This window comes from Pyxidicoccus xibeiensis, from assembly GCF_024198175.1.
In the GTDB taxonomy this organism is placed as follows: Bacteria; Myxococcota; Myxococcia; order Myxococcales; family Myxococcaceae; genus Myxococcus; species Myxococcus xibeiensis.
The window spans coordinates 1205923-1227064 of record NZ_JAJVKV010000001.1 but is presented as its reverse complement, the minus strand read 5'-3'; the positions used below and the strand labels follow the sequence as shown (position 1 = coordinate 1227064).

16 protein-coding genes are annotated in these 21142 nt (G+C 69.5%); 11 read left to right on the top strand and 5 right to left on the bottom strand.

Annotated elements, in window-relative coordinates; all coding sequences use genetic code 11:
* The first annotated feature begins 23 nt into the window (after positions 1-23).
* Positions 24-578, top strand: coding sequence for a DUF2378 family protein (locus LXT23_RS04945; RefSeq protein WP_253978900.1), 555 nt, complete (start codon positions 24-26; stop codon positions 576-578).
* 112 nt (positions 579-690) lie between these two features.
* On the opposite strand, the gene LXT23_RS04940 is transcribed toward LXT23_RS04945, so the two are convergent.
* Positions 691-2904 carry a (Fe-S)-binding protein gene (locus LXT23_RS04940; RefSeq protein ID WP_253978899.1) on the bottom strand — a complete coding sequence of 738 codons (2214 nt, stop codon included), beginning with the start codon at positions 2902-2904 and terminating at the stop codon, positions 691-693.
* Between the two features lie 578 nt (positions 2905-3482).
* Between LXT23_RS04940 and LXT23_RS04935 the strand changes: the two genes are divergently transcribed.
* The 6 genes from LXT23_RS04935 to LXT23_RS04910 all read left to right on the top strand — a co-directional run bounded on the left by LXT23_RS04935 (position 3483) and on the right by LXT23_RS04910 (position 9602).
* Positions 3483-3647, top strand: coding sequence for a hypothetical protein (locus LXT23_RS04935; RefSeq protein WP_253978898.1), 165 nt, complete (start codon positions 3483-3485; stop codon positions 3645-3647).
* Between the two features lie 413 nt (positions 3648-4060).
* The gene (locus LXT23_RS04930) at positions 4061-5314 is read left to right on the top strand and encodes a vWA domain-containing protein (protein WP_253978897.1); all 1254 of its coding nucleotides are present in this window, start codon (positions 4061-4063) and stop codon (positions 5312-5314) included.
* Positions 5315-5514: 200 nt separating this feature from the next.
* The gene (locus LXT23_RS04925) at positions 5515-7839 is read left to right on the top strand and encodes a protein-disulfide reductase DsbD family protein (protein WP_253978896.1); all 2325 of its coding nucleotides are present in this window, start codon (positions 5515-5517) and stop codon (positions 7837-7839) included.
* A gap of 39 nt (positions 7840-7878) precedes the next feature.
* Positions 7879-8460, top strand: a complete 582-nt coding sequence (locus LXT23_RS04920) for a thioredoxin family protein (protein WP_253978895.1) — start codon at positions 7879-7881, stop codon at positions 8458-8460.
* Positions 8461-8639: 179 nt separating this feature from the next.
* Complete coding sequence (locus LXT23_RS04915) at positions 8640-8879, top strand: hypothetical protein (protein WP_253978894.1); 240 nt, start codon at positions 8640-8642, stop codon at positions 8877-8879.
* A 93-nt stretch (positions 8880-8972) separates the two neighbouring features.
* Complete coding sequence (locus LXT23_RS04910) at positions 8973-9602, top strand: DUF6992 family protein (RefSeq protein ID WP_253978893.1); 630 nt, start codon at positions 8973-8975, stop codon at positions 9600-9602.
* Between the two features lie 93 nt (positions 9603-9695).
* On the opposite strand, the gene LXT23_RS04905 is transcribed toward LXT23_RS04910, so the two are convergent.
* The gene (locus LXT23_RS04905) at positions 9696-10307 is read right to left on the bottom strand and encodes a DUF998 domain-containing protein (RefSeq protein WP_253978892.1); all 612 of its coding nucleotides are present in this window, start codon (positions 10305-10307) and stop codon (positions 9696-9698) included.
* A gap of 518 nt (positions 10308-10825) precedes the next feature.
* Between LXT23_RS04905 and LXT23_RS04900 the strand changes: the two genes are divergently transcribed.
* Both LXT23_RS04900 and LXT23_RS04895 read left to right on the top strand, forming a co-directional pair.
* The gene (locus tag LXT23_RS04900) at positions 10826-11386 is read left to right on the top strand and encodes a hypothetical protein (protein WP_253978891.1); all 561 of its coding nucleotides are present in this window, start codon (positions 10826-10828) and stop codon (positions 11384-11386) included.
* Between the two features lie 542 nt (positions 11387-11928).
* Positions 11929-13266 (top strand): M12 family metallopeptidase, encoded by a 1338-nt coding sequence (locus tag LXT23_RS04895; RefSeq protein WP_253978890.1) that lies wholly within the window; start codon positions 11929-11931, stop codon positions 13264-13266.
* Between the two features lie 161 nt (positions 13267-13427).
* On the opposite strand, the gene LXT23_RS04890 is transcribed toward LXT23_RS04895, so the two are convergent.
* On the bottom strand, positions 13428-14255 hold the full coding sequence (locus tag LXT23_RS04890; protein WP_253978889.1) for a helix-turn-helix domain-containing protein: 828 nt from the start codon (positions 14253-14255) through the stop codon (positions 13428-13430).
* Positions 14256-14416: 161 nt separating this feature from the next.
* On the opposite strand from LXT23_RS04890, the gene LXT23_RS04885 reads away from it, so the two are divergent.
* Positions 14417-15373: an alpha/beta hydrolase family protein gene (locus LXT23_RS04885; protein ID WP_253978888.1), complete on the top strand. Its 957-nt coding sequence runs from the start codon at positions 14417-14419 to the stop codon at positions 15371-15373.
* A 604-nt stretch (positions 15374-15977) separates the two neighbouring features.
* Here LXT23_RS04885 and LXT23_RS04880 read toward each other — a convergent pair.
* Positions 15978-17273 (bottom strand): iron chaperone, encoded by a 1296-nt coding sequence (locus tag LXT23_RS04880; protein ID WP_253978887.1) that lies wholly within the window; start codon positions 17271-17273, stop codon positions 15978-15980.
* Positions 17274-17329: 56 nt separating this feature from the next.
* Here LXT23_RS04880 and LXT23_RS49550 point away from each other — a divergent pair, with 56 nt between their 5' ends.
* Complete coding sequence (locus tag LXT23_RS49550; protein WP_407692874.1) at positions 17330-17806, top strand: transposase; 477 nt, start codon at positions 17330-17332, stop codon at positions 17804-17806.
* A gap of 294 nt (positions 17807-18100) precedes the next feature.
* On the opposite strand, the gene LXT23_RS04870 is transcribed toward LXT23_RS49550, so the two are convergent.
* Complete coding sequence (locus LXT23_RS04870) at positions 18101-21142, bottom strand: carboxypeptidase regulatory-like domain-containing protein (protein WP_253978886.1); 3042 nt, start codon at positions 21140-21142, stop codon at positions 18101-18103.

Below are 21142 nucleotides of genomic sequence, written 5' to 3'. Positions count from 1 at the left end.
CCACGTCGCCGTGGAGCCGTGACATGGAGACGCCGGATCCGCGCCTCATCTTCAGCGGCACCGTGCAGGGCCTGTTCCTCGTCGGCCTGCGCGAGCGCCTGTCCCTGTCCACGCGCGCGTCGCTGCGTGAGGCGGGGCTGGACCTGGACCAGGACCTGCTGCCGGCCTACCCCCTCTCCACGTGGCTGCGGTGCCAGGACATCGTGCTGCGCACCGTCTGGCCGGACCTGCCCCGCGAGGAGGCGCAGCGGCGGCTGGGCCACGCCGCCGTCGACGGGATGATGGCGACGATGCTGGGCCGGGTGATGTCGGCGGCGGCGCGCACCCTGGGACCCCGGATGGGCCTGGGGCAGCTCAACCGAGGGCTGCGCGCCTCCAACAACTTCCAGGAGTCCCGCGTGACGGAGCGCGGGCCCGGCTCCATCGAGGTGTGGATCAACGACATCGCCGGCCGGCCGGCGTACTACGTGGGCATCCTGGAGGCGTCGGTGCGGGTGATGGGGGCTCGCGACCCCCGGGTGTCCGTTCTTCGCCACGAAGCGCCCGCCTGCACCTTCCTGGTGGAGTGGGTGGGGTGAGCCGGCCCGCTGGAACGACGAAGGCCCGGGGCTTCACGGGGGAAGCCTCCGGGCCCTCGCTTCACGGTGACGGAGAGGGTGCGTCCGCCACCGCTGCTTCACCGCCTGAGCGCTACTCCGGCTTGGCGCTCACCGTCACGCCGGGCGTCACGGTGCCCGCGCCCTTGCGCGTCTCCACCAGCGCATCGGCGACCAGCTCGGTGATGTCCTTGATCTTGATGTTCTCGCCACGCTCGGTGTCGTTGACCGCGTCGTTGAGCATCGTCGAGCAGAACGGGCACGCCACGGCCACTACGCCGGTGCCGCCCTTCTCCTTGTAGTCGCCCACCATGCCCGGCTTCTTCTTGTCGGAAGCGGACGGGTACGGCGTGGACGGGTCCTCGGCGTGCTTCAGCGTGAGCGCCGCCTCGTTCAGGCGGTTGTGGTTGATGCGCGTGCCGATGTGCTCCTCCATCCACATGCGCCCGCCGCCGGCGCCGCAGCAGAAGCCCTCGCGCTTGCTGCGCTGCATCTCCACCACCTCGAGCCCGGGGATGGCGTTGAGCACCTCGCGGGGCGCGTCGTACACGCCGTTGTGCCGGCCCAGGTAGCAGGGGTCGTGGTACGTGAGCTTCGTGTTCATCACCGCCGAGAGCTTGATGCGCTTCTCGTTCAGCAGCTCGTTGATGAGCTGGGTGTGGTTGATGACGCGGTACTCACCGCCGAACTCCGGGTACTCGTTCTTGATGGTGTTGAAGCAGTGCGGGCACTGGGTGATGACCGCCTTCACGCCCATCGAGTTCCACGTCTCGACGTTCGTCTTGGCCATCGTCTGGAACAGGTACTCGTTGCCCATGCGGCGCGCGGAGTCGCCGTTGCACATCTCCTGCTTCGACAGCGTGGCGAACGACACGCCCGCCTCGCGCATGATTTTCACCAGCGAGCGGCTGACCTTCTTCTGCTTGTCGTCGTAGCTGCCCGCGCAGCCCACGAAGAAGAGGTACTCGTACGGGCCGCCGCCGTCACCCCAGGTGGGCAGCGCCAGGTCCTCGGCCCACTCGTCGCGCCTGTCCTGCCCGATGCCCCAGGGGTTGCCCTGGCGCTCGATTCCCTCGAACACGCGCTGGATTTCGGGCGGGAACTCCGCCTTCACCTGCACCTGGTAGCGGCGCATGTCGATGAGGCGCGGGACGTTCTCGATGAACACCGGACACGCCTGCTCGCACCAGCCGCAGCTCGTACAGGCCCACACCGTCTCGGCCTTGAGCGCCGAGCCGATGATTTCCGGCAGGGGCTCCTTCACCTTGTTGGGGCTGTAGCCCTCCTCCGCCCACTGCTCGTGCTCCCAGAGCCAGTGCTTCAGGTCCTGGTTGACGCCCTTGTGAGTGAGTGGCTTGCCGGTGATGTACGTGGGGCAGTGCGTCTGGCAGCGGCCGCACTCGGTGCACGAGTAGAGGTCCAGGCCCTGCTTCCAGGTGAGGTCCTTCACCGTGGCGGTGCCGAACTCCTCCTTCTCCAGATTGGGCGTGGGCAGCTTGCCGGTGGAGTGGGTGCGCTGGAAGAAGACGTTGGGCAGGCCGGTGATGATGTGGAAGTGCTTCCCGAGCGGCAGGAAGTTCAGGAACGTGAGGATGATGACCAGGTGCACCCAGAAGCCGGCCACGCCCACGGCATGGGCGGCATTCTCACCCAGCGGCATCATCGCCAGGCCGACGAGGCTGGTGAGGGGCTCCCACCAGACGAGCGCCGCCGGCGTGGTGGGCACCTGCGTGGCGCCCATCTGGACCTGCTGGGCCGCGGCGTGCGCGGCGACCATGTGGCTGCCGCCGAAGAGGAACTCGGAAATCATCAGGCCGGAGATGAAGCCCAGGATGAGGTACGCCTCCCAGGACTGCGTCATCCGGTCCGGCTTCACCTTCCAGCGCATCCACACGTAGTAGGCGCAGCCGACCAGGGCCAGCCCGGCCACGATGTCCTTGGCCAGCAGGTAGACGCGGTAGGCGCCGAGCAGCACCGCCTGCTCCGCCCAGAACGGGTGGCTCAGGTCCGTCAGCACCTCCAGCGCCGTGGACGAGAAGCCCATGGCGAAGAGCATCACCGTGCGCAGCGCCAGCACCACGAAGGCCGCGTAGATGAGCACGTGCATCAGGCCCGGGGTGAACTCCTCCGGGTCCACCATGCGCTTCTGCCCGAGGCCGAAGAGCACGAGCCGCTTGATGCGCAGCGGGATGTTGTCGAGCCGGTTCTCATGCTTCATCGAGAGGAGCACGCCCAGACGGCCGGACATGGTCATCACGAAGATGGGGATGGCAACGGCGAGCAATAGGCCGGTGATGATGGGACTCATGGGACGCTGGGACCTCTGGGGGCGCGCGCGGCGGAGAAGGCCCGGTTGCCGCGGCGCGGCAAATTCTGAGTTCTCGTCAACCCTAACAGCGTTGATTCGCGAATCAAGAGACGTGCGGCGAGGGGTGTCCACCACTGTAGCCGCAGCGCGAGCCCCGCTGGTGGGGAGTCAACCGGCGCACGCATTTACACGTGTGAAAGCCCACACGGGGGCGACTTGAAAATGGGGCCTCCGTCAATCTTGTAGAGCCGCCGGGGGTCAACGGGAGGCCATACACGGTGCGGTGTGGGTCTCCACTGTATGTTGGTGCACTATTCCCCAAGTGCCTGGATTCACGGGCCTGCCTGGAGCTGGGCAGGCAGGCAGGCGTACGGTGTGTGACGCGGACCGAACTTTGATGCCCCAAGGGCTTTACAACGCGGAGCGACATGCTCAACATGTTCGGTAAATCGGTCAACGCTTGAACGGTTGGGCACCACATGGGGTGGGCCTGAGTCGACCGACAGAAGGGCGCCCAAGAAGAGGCGAGCCGAAGAGGCCGTCCACTTCCCAAGGCGGAGCGCCCGAAGGAGCCGAGCATGGTTCACGACGACACCACGTACATGGACGACGAGGGGCTTCCCTATGTGGACCGCGGTGACGACGCGGAGCGCGAGGGCGTGAGTGAAGTGGAGGGCGGCCCGGGCGGTCGGATGTGGGGCTACGGCGAGGAAGCGTGGGGCGGTTGGCAAGCGGCGGAGTAGCACGGGGCCCCCGCGGCCCGCGCCAGCGCGGGGGCATTCCAGTGGCACCTGGCACGAGGCAGACGAGGCCCGAGCGGCGGCTCCCTTCACGGTGAGCTCCCGGGTCTGAACGCCCACCTGGCACGGCCCTCCTCCACGAGGCGCCGGCCCGCTTCATCCGGAAGATCCACACACCCACACTGGCAGGGACGCGCAGTCCGTGTGCACGAACCCGAGGTCCGTGTTCGCACCGGGTGCAGGCGGCCCCTCTTGCCCGGAAGCGCGACTCCCGACATTCTCTGAGCCTGAAGCCTTTCCCCTGGGAGCCCCCGCTTCCCGGCGTTGTGGCCCATGAGACTTCTGGTGGCGGGGGACGTCATTCCCCGCAGAGTGATTCGCGGCACAATGCCTCGTGAGCGCACGGGGGAGTACGGATGAAGCAGACGGCCTGGGCAGTGGAGCGCGATGCCGAGCACGGCCGCGAGGTGCTTCTCCTCGTCACCCTGGAGGCGGACGCCGACGCGCCCCGCGCCCCGGTGGCCATCAACCTGGCCCTGGACCGCAGCGCGTCCATGCGCGGCGTGCCGCTGCTCGCCGCCGTGCAGGCCGCGCAGGCCCTGGTGGACCGCGCCAGCCCGCGTGACTACCTGGGCCTGCTCACCTTCGACGCCGAGCCCGAGCAGGTGCTCCCCATGCGCGCCATGGAGCCCGGCGCCAAGGCCGCGTTCCTCAAGGTCCTCTCGCGCCTCGAGTCCGGCGAGGGCACCGCCCTGCACGAGGCCGTCGAGCGCGCCACCGAGGCCGTGCGCCGCGTCCTCGTCCCCGGCGCCCGGCCCCAGGTGCTGATGCTCACCGACGGCGAGCCCTCCGTCGGCTCGTCGCAGCTGCCGGACTTCAAGACGCTGGGCACCCGCGTGGCCGAGTCCGGTGTCTCGCTGCACGCGCTCGGGCTGGGCCGGCACTACCTGCCCGAAATCCTGGAGGCCCTCACCGGCCCCTCGGGCACCGGCTTCGTCCACGTGGATGACCCGGAGGGCCTTCCCATGGCGGTGGGCCAGCTGGGCGCGGAGCTGTTCGGCGAGGTGGTGTCCGACGCGCGCGTACACGTGCTGCCCTCGGGCTTCGCCGACCTGCGCTGCCGCCACCGCTACCCCGCGCGCGTGGAGGGGGACTCCATGAGCGCCGCCCTCGGCGCCGTGTCCCAGGCCTTCCCCCGGCGCGTCCTCTTCTCCGGCCAGCTGGGGGCGGCGGAATGGAACCTGGGCGTGTCCACCTCCTACACGGAGCACGGTGACACGCGCCGCATCACCGTCCCGGTGACGCGCGTGCTGCCGGAGAGCGAGCAGGGCCGCTACGTGCGCGCCGTGTCCGCGGAGCTGGAGCTGGCGGCCGCCGAGTCCGCCGCCTGGAAGGCCCTCGGCCGCCGTCACCAGGAAGCGGCCGAGCGGGCGCTGGAGTCCGCCGACATGGCCCTCTACCGGCTCGCCCGGCTGGGGGCGCCGGAGCTGTCCGCGCAGCGCCACGTGGAGCGGCTGGCGGACCTGCGCCGCTTCGTGGAGCGCCGCGCCAACCAGCTCCCCGCCCTGGTGATGCGCCGCGCGCACTCCGAGGTCTCCCGCATCACCATGAGCCGCGTGGGCCCCGCCGCCCCCGTACCGGCGCTGCTGCCCTGGAAGACCGAGGAGTAGCCGCGCCGCCCGCCCGCCTGCCTCTCCCGGAGGTCCGGCGGGCCGCTCCACACCTGTAACCGCCTGGACTCCGGCTCCGTATCTGGGAGTGTCAGGCATCCTGGCGGCGGGGAATGCCCGCCTGCCCGGATGGTTCATCCGTGTGGGAGACACGTGCCCTTCGCTGGCGGCCCGGCCTCCAGTGGGTTAACGGGAGGCGCATGAAGCGTCAGCAGGTGAAGAGGCTCGGCCAGGCCGGAGTTGCCGGTGTGCTCCTGGTGGCGGCGGTGGCGTGGGCGGAGCTGCCCCCTTCGGCGGTGGGCACCAGTGCTCCCGACGAGGGAGACCCGCGCGTCGAGGCCGCGCTGCTGGTGGACGCCACCCAGGTGAAGCCGGGCGACACGTTCCGCGTGGGCGTGCGCTTCCGCATGGACCCGGGCTGGCACATCTACTGGAAGAACCCGGGCGACTCGGGGCTGGAGACCGAGGTGACCTGGGACACGCCCGGCACCACCGTGGGGCCGCTGCAGTGGCCCTACCCGCACACCTTCCGCACGCCCGACGGCTTCATCGTCACCCACGGCTACGCCGACGAGGTGCTCCTCTTCGCCCAGGCCCGCGCCGTGGAGAGCGCCACCGGCTCGCTGATGCTGGCGGCCGCGGTGGAGGCGCTGGTGTGCGAGGTGCACTGCATCCCCGCGGAGCTGATGCTCACCCGGAGCGTGCCCCTGGGCCCGCAGACGGTGCGCGACGCGGAGTTCGCGCCCACGTTCGACGCGGCCCAGGCGAAGGTGCCGCGCCCGGTGGCGGACACCGGCCACACCGTGCAGCTCGCGCTGGACGGCGACACGCTCACCGCCGGCAGGGAGTTCACCGGCACCGTCACCGTGACGGGCCCGGGTGGCGCCGCGCTGTCCGCGGTGGAGGGCGACTTCTTCACGCCCGAGCGCATCCCCGGCGTGGAGCGCGTGGCGCTCACGTCCACGGGCGGCGGCCGGTTCAAGCTGAAGGGCAAGGCGGAGCCGGACGCGCCGGCCGAGGCGCCGCGCCTCACCGGCGTGCTGCTGCTGGGCACGAAGGCGTCGGGCTACCAGCCCCTGGCGGTGGACGTGCCGCTGGCGCGCGTGGTGGCCGCCGGCGGCGCCGTGGCCGGGGCTCCCGCCGTGGTGAAGCCGCCCTCGGTGAAGGACAGCATCGCGGCCGTGAAGCCGGTGGCCACGTCGGCCCCGTCGCCCGTCGCCGCCGCCACGCCCTCCGTGGGCCTGGGCCTGGCGCTGCTGTTCGCGTTCCTGGGCGGCGCGCTGCTCAACCTGATGCCGTGCGTGTTCCCCGTGCTGGCGCTCAAGGCGTACGGCTTCACGCGCATGGTGCAGCAGGAGAAGGGCCGCGTCGTCGCGCACGCGGCGGCGTACGCGGGCGGCATCATCGGCAGCCTGCTGCTGCTGGCGGGCGCGGTGCTCGCCGTGCGCGCGGGCGGCGCCCAGGTGGGCTGGGGCTTCCAGTTCCAGGAGCCCCTCTTCGTCGCGGCGGTGTGCGGCGTGCTGGTGGCCTTCGCGCTCAACCTCTTCGGCGTCTTCAACGTGGGCATGGACGGCACCGCGCTGGCGGGCAAGGTGGACCAGAGCCACGGCCTGATGCACAGCGCGGGCGAGGGCGTGCTGGCGGTGGTGCTGGCCACGCCGTGCTCGGCGCCGCTCCTGGGCACGGCGGTGGGCTTCGCCTTCGCGGCGGGGCCCGTCACGGTGCTCGCCATCTTCACCGCGCTGGGCCTGGGCCTGGCGCTGCCCTTCTGCCTGCTGGTGCTGGTGCCGGGACTGGCGAAGCGGCTGCCCAAGCCGGGCGCGTGGATGGAGCGCTTCAAGCAGGTGCTGGGCTTCGCGCTGCTGGGCACCACCGTGTGGCTGGTGTGGGTGGTGGGCGGGCTGGCCGGCGTGGACGGCATGGCGCGGCTCTTGGCCTTCCTCGTCGCGGTGGGGCTGGGCACGTGGCTGTACGGCCAGTCGCAGGCGCAGGACGGCGGGCGCAGGTGGGCCACGCTGGCGGTGGCGCTCGTGGTGCTGGTCGCCTCTGGCGTGACGGCGCTGCGCTTCGACACGGCCGCCGCGGCGCGGGGGCCGGTGTCCTCCGCGGTGGCCCAGGCGCAGCCGTGGGACGAGGCGGCGGTGTCCGCGGCCCTGGCGGCCGGGCAGCCGGTGTTCATCGACTTCACGGCGGACTGGTGCCTCACGTGCAAGGTGAACGAGCGCACCGTGCTGGCGCGCGAGGAGGTGCGCGCCGCCTTCGTCGAGCACCAGGTGGCCTTCTTCGTGGCCGACTGGACGCGCCGGGACGCGCGCATCTCCGCGAAGCTGGCCGAGCATGGCCGCGCGGGCGTGCCCATGTACCTGGTGCTGAGCCCCGGGGCTCCGGACAAGCCGGAGGTCCTGTCGGAGCTGCTCACCACGGACGCGGTGGTGGACGCCGTGAAGCGCGCGGCGGAGTGCTCGCCGATGAAGCGCGTGGCGGGCTCGAGCATCGTCTGTGCCGCGGGCTTCCCGCGGCCCTGAAGTGTGTCTTTTCGCTGTCCCAACCTGAGGAGGAACGCCATGAAGCCTGTCTTCACCGCACTCGCGCTCGGTACGCTGTTCGTGGGCGCCCCCGTCTTCGCGGACGCCGAGGTGGGCAAGCCCGCGCCGGCCTTCACGCTGAAGGACGAGGCCGGCAAGGAGCACTCGCTGGCGCAGTACAAGGGCAAGGTCGTGGTGCTCGAGTGGACCAACCCCGAGTGCCCGTTCGTGAAGCGGCACTATGACGCCGACACCATGGCCAACACGCTGAAGGGCTTCGACGCCAAGAAGGTGGTGTGGCTGGCGGTGGACTCCACGGCGCACAACACGCCGGACAAGTCCGCGGCCTGGAAGAAGACGGAGGGCTTCATCTACCCGGTACTGCAGGACGCGAGCGGCACGGTGGGCAAGTCCTTCGGCGCGAAGACGACGCCGCACATGTACATCATCGATGCCGAGGGCGTGGTTCGCTACGCGGGCGCCATCGACGACGACCCGCGCGGCAAGAGCGACAAGAAGGTCAACCACGTGAAGACCGCGGTGGACGCGGTGCTGTCCGGCAAGCCGGTGCCCGCCGCCACCACCACGCCGTACGGCTGCTCGGTGAAGTACAAGAGCTGAGTCCCGCGCCCACCTGGGTTGCGCTCCGAAGGCCCTCGTCCCTGTGTGGACGGGGGCCTTCTTCGTTTCTTCCCGGCCCTGCGGCGCCTCCTGGTGGAGGGAGCGGGCTGTGGAGCCCCGCCTGGTGCCTTGTCCCGCAGGGTGTGGATTCGGACCTTTGTCGCCAGAGGAGGAACGACATGGCCGACAACAAGGGCAAGCCGGTGAAGGGTGACGAGCGAACGGACGCGCAGAGCGCCGAGGAGCTCCGGAAGCAGGCGCGGCACCAGGAAGGCGAGCAGCGCGGGGAGGTCATCGACGAGGACGCGGGGGTGGACCGCATCCTCCAGAAGGGGATTGGCGGCTATGGGGCCCAGGAAGGCACCGAGCCCGCGCGCCAGTCACCTCCGGTGAGCGACGACACCGACCGCAAGCGCTGAGCCCGAAAAGGGCGGAGCGCACGGAAATGGCGCGCGACGCGGAAGACCTTCGGACATCCGAGCGGCGTCCTGACTGCGTCCTCGGAGGTCCGCATGTCCCCGCTGTCCCGTAGCGTGCGCTCCAGCCTCGTCCTGGGGTTGCTCTTCCTGGCGCTGCCCGTGGTGGCCCAGGAACAGGTACCCGAGCCCGCTGCGCCCTCGGCCCGCGAGTGGCTGGCCGCGCACAACGCGGAGGCCGTGCACCTCAACCGCGTGGCCATGGGGGTGCTGTTCGGCTGGGCGGTGCTGAACATCGGCACCGGCGTGGCGGGACACTTCGCCACCGAGGGTGAGAAGCGCGCCTTCTTCCAGGCCAACGCGGCGTGGAACGTCGTCAATCTGGCCATCGCCGGGTTCGGCTACCACGGGCAGGCCACCGCGGAGCCGGCCACGTGGGACCTGGCGCGCAGCCTCGCCGAGGGGCAGAAGATGGAGAAGCTGCTCCTGCTCAACACGGGCCTGGACGTGGGCTACCTCGCCTTCGGCGCGTTCCTGTGGGAGCGCGGGCTGCGCAAGGACTCAGAGCGGCTGCGCGGGTGGGGGAAGAGCCTGCTGGTGCAGGGAGGCTTCCTCTTCGCCTTCGACGCCGTGCTGTGGTTCCTCAACTCGCGGCTGGATGGACAGCTCACCGCGCGGCTGGTGCCCGCGCCGGGCGGAGTAGGGCTGATGCTGACGTGGCCGTGAGGCCGTCATGCAGGCCTGGAGGGGCGCCGCTGGTGCCATTGGACCCGATGCACGACCGAGCCGCCGATGACGTCGCGCAGGCGACGGACGGAGTCATCCGACGGCTCCGGCAGGGCGGCGGACGAAAAGGGCGACGGCCACGGTCCACACGGCCAGCGAGAGCTCGACCACCCGCTGCGCGGCGCCGTAGAATTCGAAGGCGGGCTGGAGCAACCCGAGCCCCATGGCCGCCGGCACGCCGCACAGCAGAGCGACGTTGAACAGGCCGCGGCCGGCGGGGCGGCTCCGCATCGCCAGGCCGATGACGAGGACCCCGACGAGCCCGGCCAGATAGCCGAGCCCGCCGAGGAGCTCGTGCAGCATCGCCGCCCTGCTGGGCGATTCCAGCGAGCACCGGAAGTCGCAGCGGAAGACGCCGCTGAAGAACAAGCCGAGGCCGTTCAGCACGCTGAGGCCGAAGCCGACGAGCAGCAGCGGCGACTTCGGAAACAGGCCGGCGCACATCAGCCAGAAGGCAGCCAGCAGGGCGCCCGAGACCATGAAGGAGAGACTGACCGCCGGTCCGGTCTCCGCGCCCGTCGCCCCCAGCTCACTGATGTACTGCCGAAGATGGTCGTAGCCCGGGTAGGCCAGGCCGCCCGCGATGGTCGCACCCGCCAGGATGAGCAGGCTCAGGAGCGCGCAGGCAAAGGCAATGGTTCGCAAAAGGTCAGTCCCCCCGGGGCCGCAGCTCCGTCATCATCCAGCCGTTTGCCCGTCCTGACCAGGGGAACCGACGCGCCGCCGGGCGACCATCGCGAGGCTCACCCGGACGTTCCAGGCGTGCTCCGCGCCGTTGGAGGCGGCGGGAATCGAAGCCTCACAGAGGCGACGCCCCACGCCAGGCGCCGCTGTTTCCGAGTACGAGGGTTGAGAACGCAGCCTGGCTTCCGTGAGGAGGGGTTTGCGCGCCTCCGGTGCTCAAATCGCAGTCAGGAATTGAGCGCAGACCGTGCGGGGAAGGCCTCATGCCTGGTAGTTCAATCCTGGCAACACCATTCCGCTGCCAGTGTCGGCATCAACATCGCGCCTGGTGGCGGACCTCGTGGGCCACAACAGGTGTCTATCCAGCAGCCGATGTACAGAAGCAGCTAAAAAGGCATTAGTATGCAGGATGCGGTTGCCCGTCGCCTCGTGTGCCGGCGCTACGAGCGGGGGAGTCCATCTACCGGCGGAGTTCTGTCATGAAGCCTACCCACTGCTTCGCGGTCATCCTCTTCGCGGTCACCCTCTTCTTCAGTTCCGTGGCATCCGCGCAACCCTGCACATCCCTGACGCAGAGCCAGTTCAACTGGGTGCTGCAGGGCGGTGGCCGGTTCATCACTATCACAGGTGTGTCTTTGAAGACGGCCACAGAGACGACCGAGCCCGTGAGCTCATCCTTCACGAGCTTCTTGTTCACGTTCAAGCCAGCACGACTGGTCATCGACCCGACCACCGGCGAGATCATCACCATGCCCGCCCGCCTGCTCAGCGAGGTCAGCAAGGGCCACCAGCTCTTCAGCAACCGGGTCTATTCCGTTACCCAGAACGGTGTGACCCGGGAGCAGCCCTACTCCATCTTCTCGCATGAAGACATCGAGCTTGAGCTGGAAGAAACCGGGAAGATGATCATCATCAACAAGAAGCTGCTCAATCCTCGAGTGGCCGTGTCAACTTCCACCTGTGAGGGCAACATGTTGACGGGCTTCGTCGGGACCACGCTGTATGCCTTCACCTTCCAGCAGGGCTTCAGAATCGACTGACCGGAACGTATAGGCGGAATGGGCGGCCTGTTTCACCGCGGCGTCCGGTAGCCCCCCCACTGTGCGCCCCTCTTGGATGCTGGCGGGCCGTGGCCCTCGATTGGTGCGCGGCCCCCCGCCGTCTGCCTCCGCGGTCCCTTCCGACGCCCGCCGCAGTCAGGACAGGTGAAGACGTCGAAGTCGAAACGGCGCTTCAGCACCGTCGCCCAGTCCCACCGCGCAGCGCGCTGCTCCCTCCGCACCTCCGCAGCGCCTGCTGGGGCGTCAGCTCTGACCCCCATCCATGGGCGCGAGTCATGGCTTGCCACAAACTGCCGTTACTCCTGGAACCCGAGTTCAAGAGCCATGACATATACGGGTAATCCACATGGTCCCGTTCGCCTAGGTAATCCGAAAACTACAGACACAGCGCATGCTCTTCCATTCAGCGAGGCACCGGGACATGCCACGATTTAGTGAAGGGGCTCAAATGCTTTCAGTAGACGTCAGTGTCATATGGTTATCTTCGCCCTCCCCGGAATGCCCTCCGGAAAGGAGGCACCATGCTTCGAAGCACATCGAAGGCTGCTCTGGTAGCACTGTTCATCCCCTGCCTGCTGCTCACCGCCTGTGGTGAGGAAGGTTTGGAGTCGCGTCCCGGTCTGGACCCGGAACTGGCCAGGGTGCCGGCTGGCGCCCCGGTTCGCGAGGGCTACGCCTGGAATGCCGCGAGAGGGAAGCTGGTGCCGGTGAAGTATGCCGAGGTGGATGGACTGGCCATCCTCGAGGGAGACATGGTCCTCGGCACGGTGGAGGAGATGGAGGCGCGCGTGCGCGCGGTGAAGGCCCGGGGCGGCCTCGACGCCCTGGGAGTCCAGGCCCAGGGCGTGGCCATCACCGGGGCGAACTTTCGCTGGCCCGACTCCCAGGTGCCCTACAGCATCGACCCGGCCCTGCCAAACCAGGTGCGGATCACGGACGCCATCAACCACTGGCAAGCGCGTACGCACCTGCGCTTCGTGCAACGCACCGTGCTCAACGCAGCCCTTTACCCGGACTACGTTCACTTCCAGTCAGGCCCCGGGTGCAGTGCCCACGTGGGACGGATTGGTGGCAAGCAATCGGTGTCGTTGGCTGGCACGTGCACCACGGGCAACGTCATCCATGAAATCGGACATGCGCTGGGCCTCTGGCACGAGCAGTCACGCGAGGACCGCAATGCGTACGTGAACATCCGGTACGAGAACATCATCGCGGGCGATGCGTTCAACTTCGACCAGCACATCGCCGACGGCGACGACATCCTCGGCTATGACTACGGCTCCATCATGCACTACCCCAGGACGGCGTTCTCGAGGAACGGGCTGCCCACCATCGAGACACTGGGGGGGCAGGCCATCGGGCAGCGCGATGCGCTGAGCATCACGGACGCGGCAACCGTGGCGCGTCTCTACTCGAGAACCATCTCCCTGCGTTCCTCGGGCGGCTACTACGTGGTGGCCGAGCTCGGCGGCGGCGCCATGGTGGACGTCAACCGCACCGCCGTGGGTGCCTGGGAGAGGTTCCGACTGGTGGACCGCAACGGCTTCGAGCTGCAAACCGGCGACCTCGTCCACCTGCAGACGTCCAACGGCAACTATGTCATGGCCGTGAACGGTGGCGGCTCGGCGATGACAGCCACCCCCACGGCGCCTGGCGACTATGAAACCTTCCGCATCTGGAAGATGGCTGGCACGGGCCTCCTCACCATCGGCACCGGAGACACCGTGGCCCTGGCGACGCTCGATCTCGCCAACACCCGCTACGTGGTGGCCGAGAACGGCGGCGGTGGCAGGCTGAACGCCACCACCACCAGCCTCAACTTGGGTCCTTGGAACAATTTCGTCATTACCTTCGAGTGAGGGACGGTCCGAGGTAGGGCCCAGGAACTCCGGGCGAAAGCAGACACGCGTCTGGGCGGGCGTGGTCGCGGGCAGTCCCGTGGCCACTCCAGAACCCGGACGCCGTCACGCCTCCCGAGGGCCAGGACTGACGTCCGGGCCCGCCGGGTTCCCCGGCCGGGTCATGCCTGCACCGGGACGGGGCACGGCGAAGCGTCACCGTTGCCGAGGTCGCGGAGCCGGTCGGCTACAGCTCCGCGAGCACCTTCACGCTTCAGGAAGGCACCCGGGGTGAGCCCGACGAGCTCCCGGAAGTTGGCAATGAGGTGCGCCTGGTCGTAATAGCCCGCGGATGCGGCGATGTGTCCCCAGTCCTTCGAGGTCGCCGCCATCCCCACGGCACGCTGAAGGCGAGCGGCCCGCGCGAAGTCCTTCGGCCCGATGCCGACGCTCTCCGTGAAGGCGCGGCGAAGATGCCGCGCCGTGACGCCAAGCTGCTTCGCCACGCTCTCCACCCGAACCTCGTCACCTTCCAGCAAGCGAACCGCGCGGCGAGCGAGCCGTGCCGATGCCGGGTCGGAGGTCTGGCGGGTCCGAAGGGCGACCGCGTGGGAGACTCGGTCCAGCATCTCCGGCAGGCTTCGCGCCGCGAGGAGCTCGTGGCAGAGGTCGCCGCCCGAACGGCCCCAGATGTCCTCCAGCGGGACGATGCGGTCCGTCAGCGCACTCGCTGCCACGCCCAGGAGCGGCGCCGACCAGCCTGGCTTGAACTGAAGGACGACCGCCCGCGCGAAGCCGGTTGCGTTCTTGAAATGCGCCCGCGTTCGCGGGCCCGCGACGCACACATCTCCTTTCCTCCCTTCCTCGAGCACTCGAAAGACAAGGATGGTTCTTCCGTCGGGCAGCCGTTCGTGACTTGCGCGTCCAGCGACTGGCACGACATCGCGAACATCCTCGATGAAGCGGGAGAGCGAGAACGTCGAGGCGGCAGGGTCCATCGTGCGCTGCATCTGCGTATTGTCGCGCGTCCACCGCGGCCGTTCAAGGCGGCGCTGAAGGCGCGATGAAATGTCCGGTCCTTCCAAGCCACGGAGCGCGACGCGCCACATAGTCCGCGCACTCGTCTCCGGTCCTTTTCACGGGGGCGAGCCCACGAAAGGACATCCACATCATGAGCCAACCGACTCCCGCGGCCAGCACCCCCAGCGCACCCACGCCGGTCCTCTCGATAAGCCCCATCGTCCTGCCAGCTCCCGGCCGTCCTGTCGCTCTCCAGGTGCGAGTCTCCGCGCCCGTGACCGGAGGCGAGCTGCCCATCATCCTGCTCTCGCACGGCCACGGCCGCTCCAACCACCTCTCCTCGTTGAACGGCTACGCCCCACTCGCCAACTACCTGGCGGCCCACGGCTTCGTCGTCATCCAGCCCACCCATCTCGACTCGAAGACGCTCACCCTCGGCGCCGATGTCCCCGATGCGCCGCTGTACTGGCGCTCGCGGGCCGAGGACATGAGTCGCATCCTCGACCAGCTCGACGCCATCGAGCGCGCCTTCCCCGCGCTCGCCGGGCGCCTGGACCGAAGCCGGGTGGCCGTCGTCGGGCACTCGATGGGCGGGCACACCGCGAGCCTGCTGCTTGGCGCGCGGCACAAGGAGCTCCGTGACGGAACGGAAGTGAACCTCTCCGAGCCCCGCATCAAGGCGGGCGTGCTGCTCGCCGCGCCGGGCAGAGGCGATGCCCTCAGCAAGTTCGCAGCGGAGAACTACGCATTCTTCTCCACCATCGACTTCTCCAGGATGACGACGCCCGCGCTCGTGGTCGCCGGCGACAAGGATGACTCTGCCCACCTGACGGTCGCGGGCGCCGCCTGGCACGCCGACCCCTACCTCCTCGCCCCAAGCCCCAAGTCCCTGGTCACCCTGTTCGATGCAGAGCACGGGCTCGGCGGAGTCTCGGGATACGACGTCGCCGAGACCACGGACGAGAACCCCGAGCGAGTGGCTGCCGTCCAGCTTCTCATCTGGGCCTACCTCCGCACCCAGCTCTACCCCGGAGACTCCGCCTGGCGGGAAGCGCAAAGGGCGCTGACGGGCGCAGCCCACCCGCTCGGACGGGTCGAGTCCAAGTAGGCGCAGGAGGCTGTCGCGCGTCGGTGTCCTGGGCTCCGGAATGCCCTTGACGCGTGTGACGCCGGGGCTTCATCGAGACCGTGCCCGAGGAGGTGCGCCGGCACCTGAACCATCGCCTGGTCAGCAAGCTGGAGCCCGTCGTCCAGGCGCACACCCTCGAGGGCCGGGTGATGGGCGTGCCCTGAGCGGGCGACCGCATGGCGGGGGACCGGAGGGAGGCCCCGCCGGGCGCTCCCCCCCGTGCTCCGGTCCAATCTGTGGCCCCGCCGGTGGCGCTGAAACCGAAGTGTCGGGGGGCCTCTGCCCTTCAGTGCAGCCAATGCCCTTGGGGCGGGCCTCGTGCAGAGGCCAGGGGCAAGGGGACGGTGGGCCACCCCAGGTGCCTCCACACCGCAGCGGCCAGGACAGGTGAAGACGTCGAAGTCGAAACGGCGCTTCAGCACCGTCGCCCCAGTCCCACCGCGCAGCGCGCTGCTTCCTCGCCACCTCCCCAGCGACAGCTGGGGCCTCATCAACGGTTCCCACCGCTTCGCGGGCGCCTGGACGCACTGAGGTTCGGGACGCTCCCGGCGCCGAGGCGAGCATGGCCTCGGCGCCGGAGCTGTCAGGGCCTCGAATACCGGTAGGGTGCGCTCGCGAAGCCCATCGCGGCCAGCTCGGCCGCTGTGCGGAGATACGGATTGGGCGTTGCGGCGATGGCCGCCAGCATGGCGTCGATGCGGGCGGCGCGGTCGACGCCGGAGAGCTCGAAGCCAGGATCGAAGGCCTCCCGGGGCAGCGGCGTGCCCCACAAGGTGTCAGCGACACCGAGCAGGTCGTCGTCCACGTCTCCAGGGTCGGCATGCCCCGTCTTCCTGGCAGGCGGGACCGACTCCACGGGCAGGCGCACGAGCACCGCCTTGAACCAGGCCTGGAAAGCCTTGTCGTCCGGCAGCACGAAGCGCACGAGGTTCGCGTCCCCGCGCAGGTAACGCACCAGTCCGAAGTCGAGCTCGGAGAAGAGGTCTGCGGCCTGCACGAGTTGCCACTTGAAGGACTGCAACGGCCCGTGGATCGGGCTCACGTCGTCCTGGGGGAAGCGCATCGTGTCGAGCTTCAGGTAGCGCCAGTCGATGGACGCGGCCCAGATTGCCTCGATGGCGAGGCGAAGCTCGGTGTCGTCGTGCAGGTGTTCGAACCTGCGGTGCATCCATTCTCCGAGCGCCGCCGCCAACCCGAGCAGGGCGCGGAACGAGAGCGCGGCGAGTTTGTTCTCGACGGTCCGGTTCGTGTTGCCAAACGACGCCATCGCGTCACCCGGTCCCCACCGGTGCACGACCGGACGACCGATGATGGAGGCGTGCTGCAGGTATGCTGGGAGCGGCATTGGCATCTCTCGTGACTCCGTCGTCATTCCTTCGCGAGTCCTTCGAGCACCCCGGACCCGTGCTCGCGCACCTCGGCACTCACCGGCCGTGTCCAGCGCGCGCATCCACCCCTTCCAGTCCCGCCCGGTCGCCTCCTTCACGGCGCTGTCAGTCACCCGGTCGGTAATGCGCGCCTTCTTCGCGGCCGCCTTCTTCTTGGTGGCCGAGGGCTTCTTCCCGTTCGTGGCAATCTCCGCGAGCCGCGCCTGCACGAGCGTCTTCACCAGCTTCGCCGGGAGCGGCTTGTCGGGCGGGAAGGAAATGCCGCTCTTCGACGTGGTGTAGCCGCAGTGGGTCTTGAGGTAGGCGAAGCCGGCCACGGCGTTGCCGTCGACCTTGAAGGTGGGCATCCGGTAGCTGACGGTCTCCGTGGCGCCTGGAAGCAGCTTCCGGAGCTGCATGCGCAGCGCCCCCAGCGTCTTCTTCGCCGCCGGGTCCTCCAGGCTCTCCAGATACGCGTCGATCGGCTGCGATTCTCTCGGATTCTTCGCCATGGTCTTCGGGCCCCTGAGGTGTTCTCAGAACTCGGTACGCAGCTGCACTCTGGCGCCTGCGAACATTACCGCGAGTAGACCTGTTCGCGGTACGGCGGGCCCTGCGTCCTTCCTCGCGGCCGAACGGTCAGCACATAGGTCACATCCTGGCTACGTATCGAGGAGATGAAGCGGCCGGCCAGCCACGGACGTGGAATCAGGTGGAGGCGTACCTGGGCCTGGTCCCCAGCGAGAGGAGTAGCGGGGAGAAGCAGCGCAAAGGCCCCATCACCAAGGCAGGCAACGAGCGGGTGCTCGGGTTGCGGGTCCAGGTGGCCCTCTGGCTGCTGTGGGGAAGAACCCCAGACGGCGCACCTGCGAGAATGGGCCGAACGGATTGCCGCCAGGCGCGGCAAGAAGACAGCCGTGGTGGCGCTGGCGCGACGGCTGGCTGGAATCCTCTTCGCGATGATGCGCGATGGGACGGAGTACCCCCCGCCGAAGCCAGCAGAGCTGGAGGCCGCTGCATGAGGTCGCCTCAGTCAGCCGCCTGACGAGCAGCGACCTCTCCCATGGGTTTCGATGAGCGGGTGAGCGCGCATTCCGCCTTGGCCCCACCCCAGGTGCCTCAACTCCTCCTTGACGCCGGGGCCTTTGAGCACCGCCAGTCCCCTGCGGCGCCCGCCGCAGCCAAAACAGGTGAAGACGTCGAATCGGTAGAAGTCCTGCTCCTTGAGCACGGTGCGCTTCTGCAGGCGAGGGCCCAGCGGCTCCAGCACATCCTTGGCAGCGAACTGGCCGAAGCGCCGGCAACGGATGGGTGGACGGCAGGGACCTGCCCTTTCCTCCTACTTCGAATCGATTGTCCGCCACACCGGCTGTAGCTCTCGTGACTCCGTGCCACTGGCGGGGATGTCCAGTTCCTCGGTGTGGACTCGCGACCCGTTCTCCGAGCCACCCAGGAGGAAGGCGGTGGCCCGACCCTCGGGCACATGGAGGAAGGTGGCTTCGTCCGCTGACTTCACGGAAAGCAGGTCCAGGGGAATCAGGTGCAGCATCTCCGCGAGCGTCCCGGGCGGAGGCACGCTGCCCGGGAGCAGGAAGATGTTCCAGCCTCTGACGTCGGGCGCGCGCAGCTTCACCGTGGCACCGCCCGCGGCCTCCTGGAAGATGAGGGGAAGCCGGCCGCTCACGGGCGCCTCCACGTCGGCGCCCTGGGTCAGCAGCACCGTCAGCGTCTCCGTTCCCGGGGCCACGGTGAGCTCCCGCCGCGGATAGCGGCGCTCAGCGACGACATGAAGGGTGAAGGCGTGCGAGGTGTCCACGGGGGACAGCTCGAAGAACCCCTCCGCGTCCGTCATGTCAGCGGCCCTCAGGAAGCGCTCCGTCGAGCCATTGCCGGGCCGGGTGGTGCTGTAGACGTGGGCTTCCTCCACCGGGGCCCGCGTCTCCGCGTCGAGCACCCGGCCGCGGACCGTGCGCGCCGCCGGCATCCGGACGCTGCCCAGGTCCAGGTCCGCTCCCGCCGCGCGCGGCTCCACCTCGAGCATCAGCGGAGGCAGCCCTGCCACATAGAAGGAAAGCCGTGTGGGCTCCTCCGACTTCAGGGGCAGGGTGAAGGCGCCCGTGGGGTCCTCCACGGGCTTGCCGTTCAAGTAGAAGCGCTGGAGGGGCGCGTCATCGGGGCCGACGAGCCGGCCGGAGACGTGGACGCGTCGCTCCATCACCAGGCGCACCTGGAGCGTGTCGTTGCCGACGCGCAGCCACGGCGCCACCTTGGACAGCAGCGGGTCCACGCCCTCCACGGGCCGGCCCCCCACCGAGCTCCCGGCGGAGAAGTCGTAGCCGTCCTTCGAGGCGGCCACGTTGTACTCGGGCTCCGCCAGGTGCCACACGGTGAAGCGGCCGTGCGGGCCGCTGAGGATGCCCCGGGGCGGTCCGTCCTGGCGCCTGCGGCCCTCCCGCTTCCATGGCGGCACTCCCTCCTCGGGAGGATGGATTCGGATGAGGGCTCCGTCGACGGGCTGGCCCGAGCCGTCCACCACGACACCGGACAGGCTGCGCTCTGGCGCCAGTCGCAGCTCCACCTCCGCCTGCTCGCCGTCGCTCAGCGACACCTCACGCCAGGGCCTGCGCATGAAGCCCTGGTTCTCCATCGCTGCCTGCAGCACGTAGCTGCCGGGCTTCACGCCCCGGAGCTGGAAGCGTCCCTGCGCGTCGGTCATCGCGTCCCGGTTCACCTCCTCGCCCAGCTCGGGGTCCAGCAGCTCCACCAGGAAGTTCTCCAGTGGGAGGCCGTCCGCATCCACCACCGTCCCCTTCACGGAGGCACCGGAGCGCAGGGTGAGGTGGACGTCCTCGGACGGCGCGCGGACGCGGAAGTTGGCGTCGAGGTGGTCGGAGCTGCGGACTTCGACGACGAAGTCCCCGGGAGCCTCCGCGTCCAGGACGAAGCGGCCGTCCTCGTCCGTGTCCGTCGACGTCCGCAACATGCGCTCGTCGTCATCCGACGGGCTGCGCATGAGGAACAGCTCGACTCCCCGCACGGGACGTCCCTCGGCGTCGGTGACGTTGCCGGTGATGGCGCTCGCGCGGGCGAGGGTGAAGTCCAGGGGGCCCATGCCGGGAGCGAGCGTGCGTTTCAGCATCTCCGGTGGGTCGACGTACCGGTCGGCCTGCAGCGCGAAGGCCCAGGAGCCGGGCTCCACCGGGCCCATGCTGTAGCGCCCCTCCGTGTCCGTGACGGTCTCCAGTCCCACGGGGGAGTCCCCGTCCGGGTACAGCGCCACACGAGCGCCAGCCACGGGCCGCCGTGCGTCGTCGGACACGCGGCCCTCGACGTGGAGGGCGCTGCCCAGCTCCAGGAGGACTTCGGGAGGCGACGCGCCGGGCTCCACGCGGGCGAGCGCGTACCGTCCGTCGTGCGAGGCGGTGAGCATGTACTCGTCGTCCGTGGGCAGCATGAAGGTGAAGCGGCCCTCCGCGTCCGTGATGGCCAGGCGCTTGCCGGCGCCAGGAGGGCCCACGCTGGGGCGCATGCGCACCTCCACGCCCGGCACGGGGGCCCGGCCGGAGACCACGCGGCCGGTGAGTGGGCGCGGGCGGTGGAGTGTCACCTCCTTCGCCTCGTCGGCCGGCACGAGCGCGGGGAGCCAGCCCTCGTGGGCGGCGAAGACGTAGAGGTCGCCATGCGGCAGCGGGCCGACGCGGAAGCGGCCGTCCGCGCCGGTGGTCGCGTCGAAGAAGCGGGTGTTGCGGGCGTCGAACACTGTTACCCACACCTCGGCCAGGGGCGTGCCTTCGCCATGAACGAGTCCCTCCACCACGCGGCCCCGGCCCATGATGAGCGTCACGCCTTCGGTGCCCGCGGGGATGCCGGAGCGCAGGTCCGCGCCGTGCTCGCTCAGCACCCAGAGCGACAGCGGGCCCTCAGGCAGTCCTTCGAGGACGAAGGTGCCGTCGTCGGCGGTCGTGGCCTCGGCGAGGAGGGGAACCTCGCCCTCGCGCGCGGCGACGAGCTCCAGGACGAGGTCTCTCGCCAGCACCATGCAGTCGGCGAGCTTCTGGCCCGGGGTGTCCTCGGAGTCCGAGGCGTCCCTGGGACAGGGCCGCTCCGACAGCGTCTGTCCGGGCTCTGGCCACGTGGCGGAGACGCGGGCGCCAGCCACGGGAGCGCCAAAGCGGTCCACCACGGTGCCGCGCAGGCGCGGGCCTTCACCGGTGCGCTGGGGGGGCGGACGGTGGAAGGACGCGGAGCCCCGGGGATGGACCGCCCGGGCCGGGGAGGGCGCATCGGGCCGGGACTGCACGCCGCCGCGTGGCAGCCACAGGCCCAGGAGCGTGAGGGCTCCGAGGACGACGAGCCCGAGCACCCTATGCCGTGTGCGCAT

Coding starts and splice junctions, on each gene's coding strand:
- LXT23_RS04910 (WP_253978893.1), top strand. CDS start 8,973: ATGTCCCCGCTGTCCCGTAGCGTGCGCTCCAGCCTCGTCCTGGGGTTG.
- LXT23_RS04900 (WP_253978891.1), top strand. CDS start 10,826: ATGAAGCCTACCCACTGCTTCGCGGTCATCCTCTTCGCGGTCACCCTC.
- LXT23_RS04880 (WP_253978887.1), bottom strand. CDS start 17,273: ATGGCGAAGAATCCGAGAGAATCGCAGCCGATCGACGCGTATCTGGAG.
- LXT23_RS04895 (WP_253978890.1), top strand. CDS start 11,929: ATGCTTCGAAGCACATCGAAGGCTGCTCTGGTAGCACTGTTCATCCCC.
- LXT23_RS04870 (WP_253978886.1), bottom strand. CDS start 21,142: ATGCGCACACGGCATAGGGTGCTCGGGCTCGTCGTCCTCGGAGCCCTC.
- LXT23_RS04885 (WP_253978888.1), top strand. CDS start 14,417: ATGAGCCAACCGACTCCCGCGGCCAGCACCCCCAGCGCACCCACGCCG.
- LXT23_RS04915 (WP_253978894.1), top strand. CDS start 8,640: ATGGCCGACAACAAGGGCAAGCCGGTGAAGGGTGACGAGCGAACGGAC.
- LXT23_RS04920 (WP_253978895.1), top strand. CDS start 7,879: ATGAAGCCTGTCTTCACCGCACTCGCGCTCGGTACGCTGTTCGTGGGC.
- LXT23_RS04930 (WP_253978897.1), top strand. CDS start 4,061: ATGAAGCAGACGGCCTGGGCAGTGGAGCGCGATGCCGAGCACGGCCGC.
- LXT23_RS04925 (WP_253978896.1), top strand. CDS start 5,515: ATGAAGCGTCAGCAGGTGAAGAGGCTCGGCCAGGCCGGAGTTGCCGGT.
- LXT23_RS04940 (WP_253978899.1), bottom strand. CDS start 2,904: ATGAGTCCCATCATCACCGGCCTATTGCTCGCCGTTGCCATCCCCATC.
- LXT23_RS04935 (WP_253978898.1), top strand. CDS start 3,483: ATGGTTCACGACGACACCACGTACATGGACGACGAGGGGCTTCCCTAT.
- LXT23_RS04945 (WP_253978900.1), top strand. CDS start 24: ATGGAGACGCCGGATCCGCGCCTCATCTTCAGCGGCACCGTGCAGGGC.
- LXT23_RS04890 (WP_253978889.1), bottom strand. CDS start 14,255: ATGCAGCGCACGATGGACCCTGCCGCCTCGACGTTCTCGCTCTCCCGC.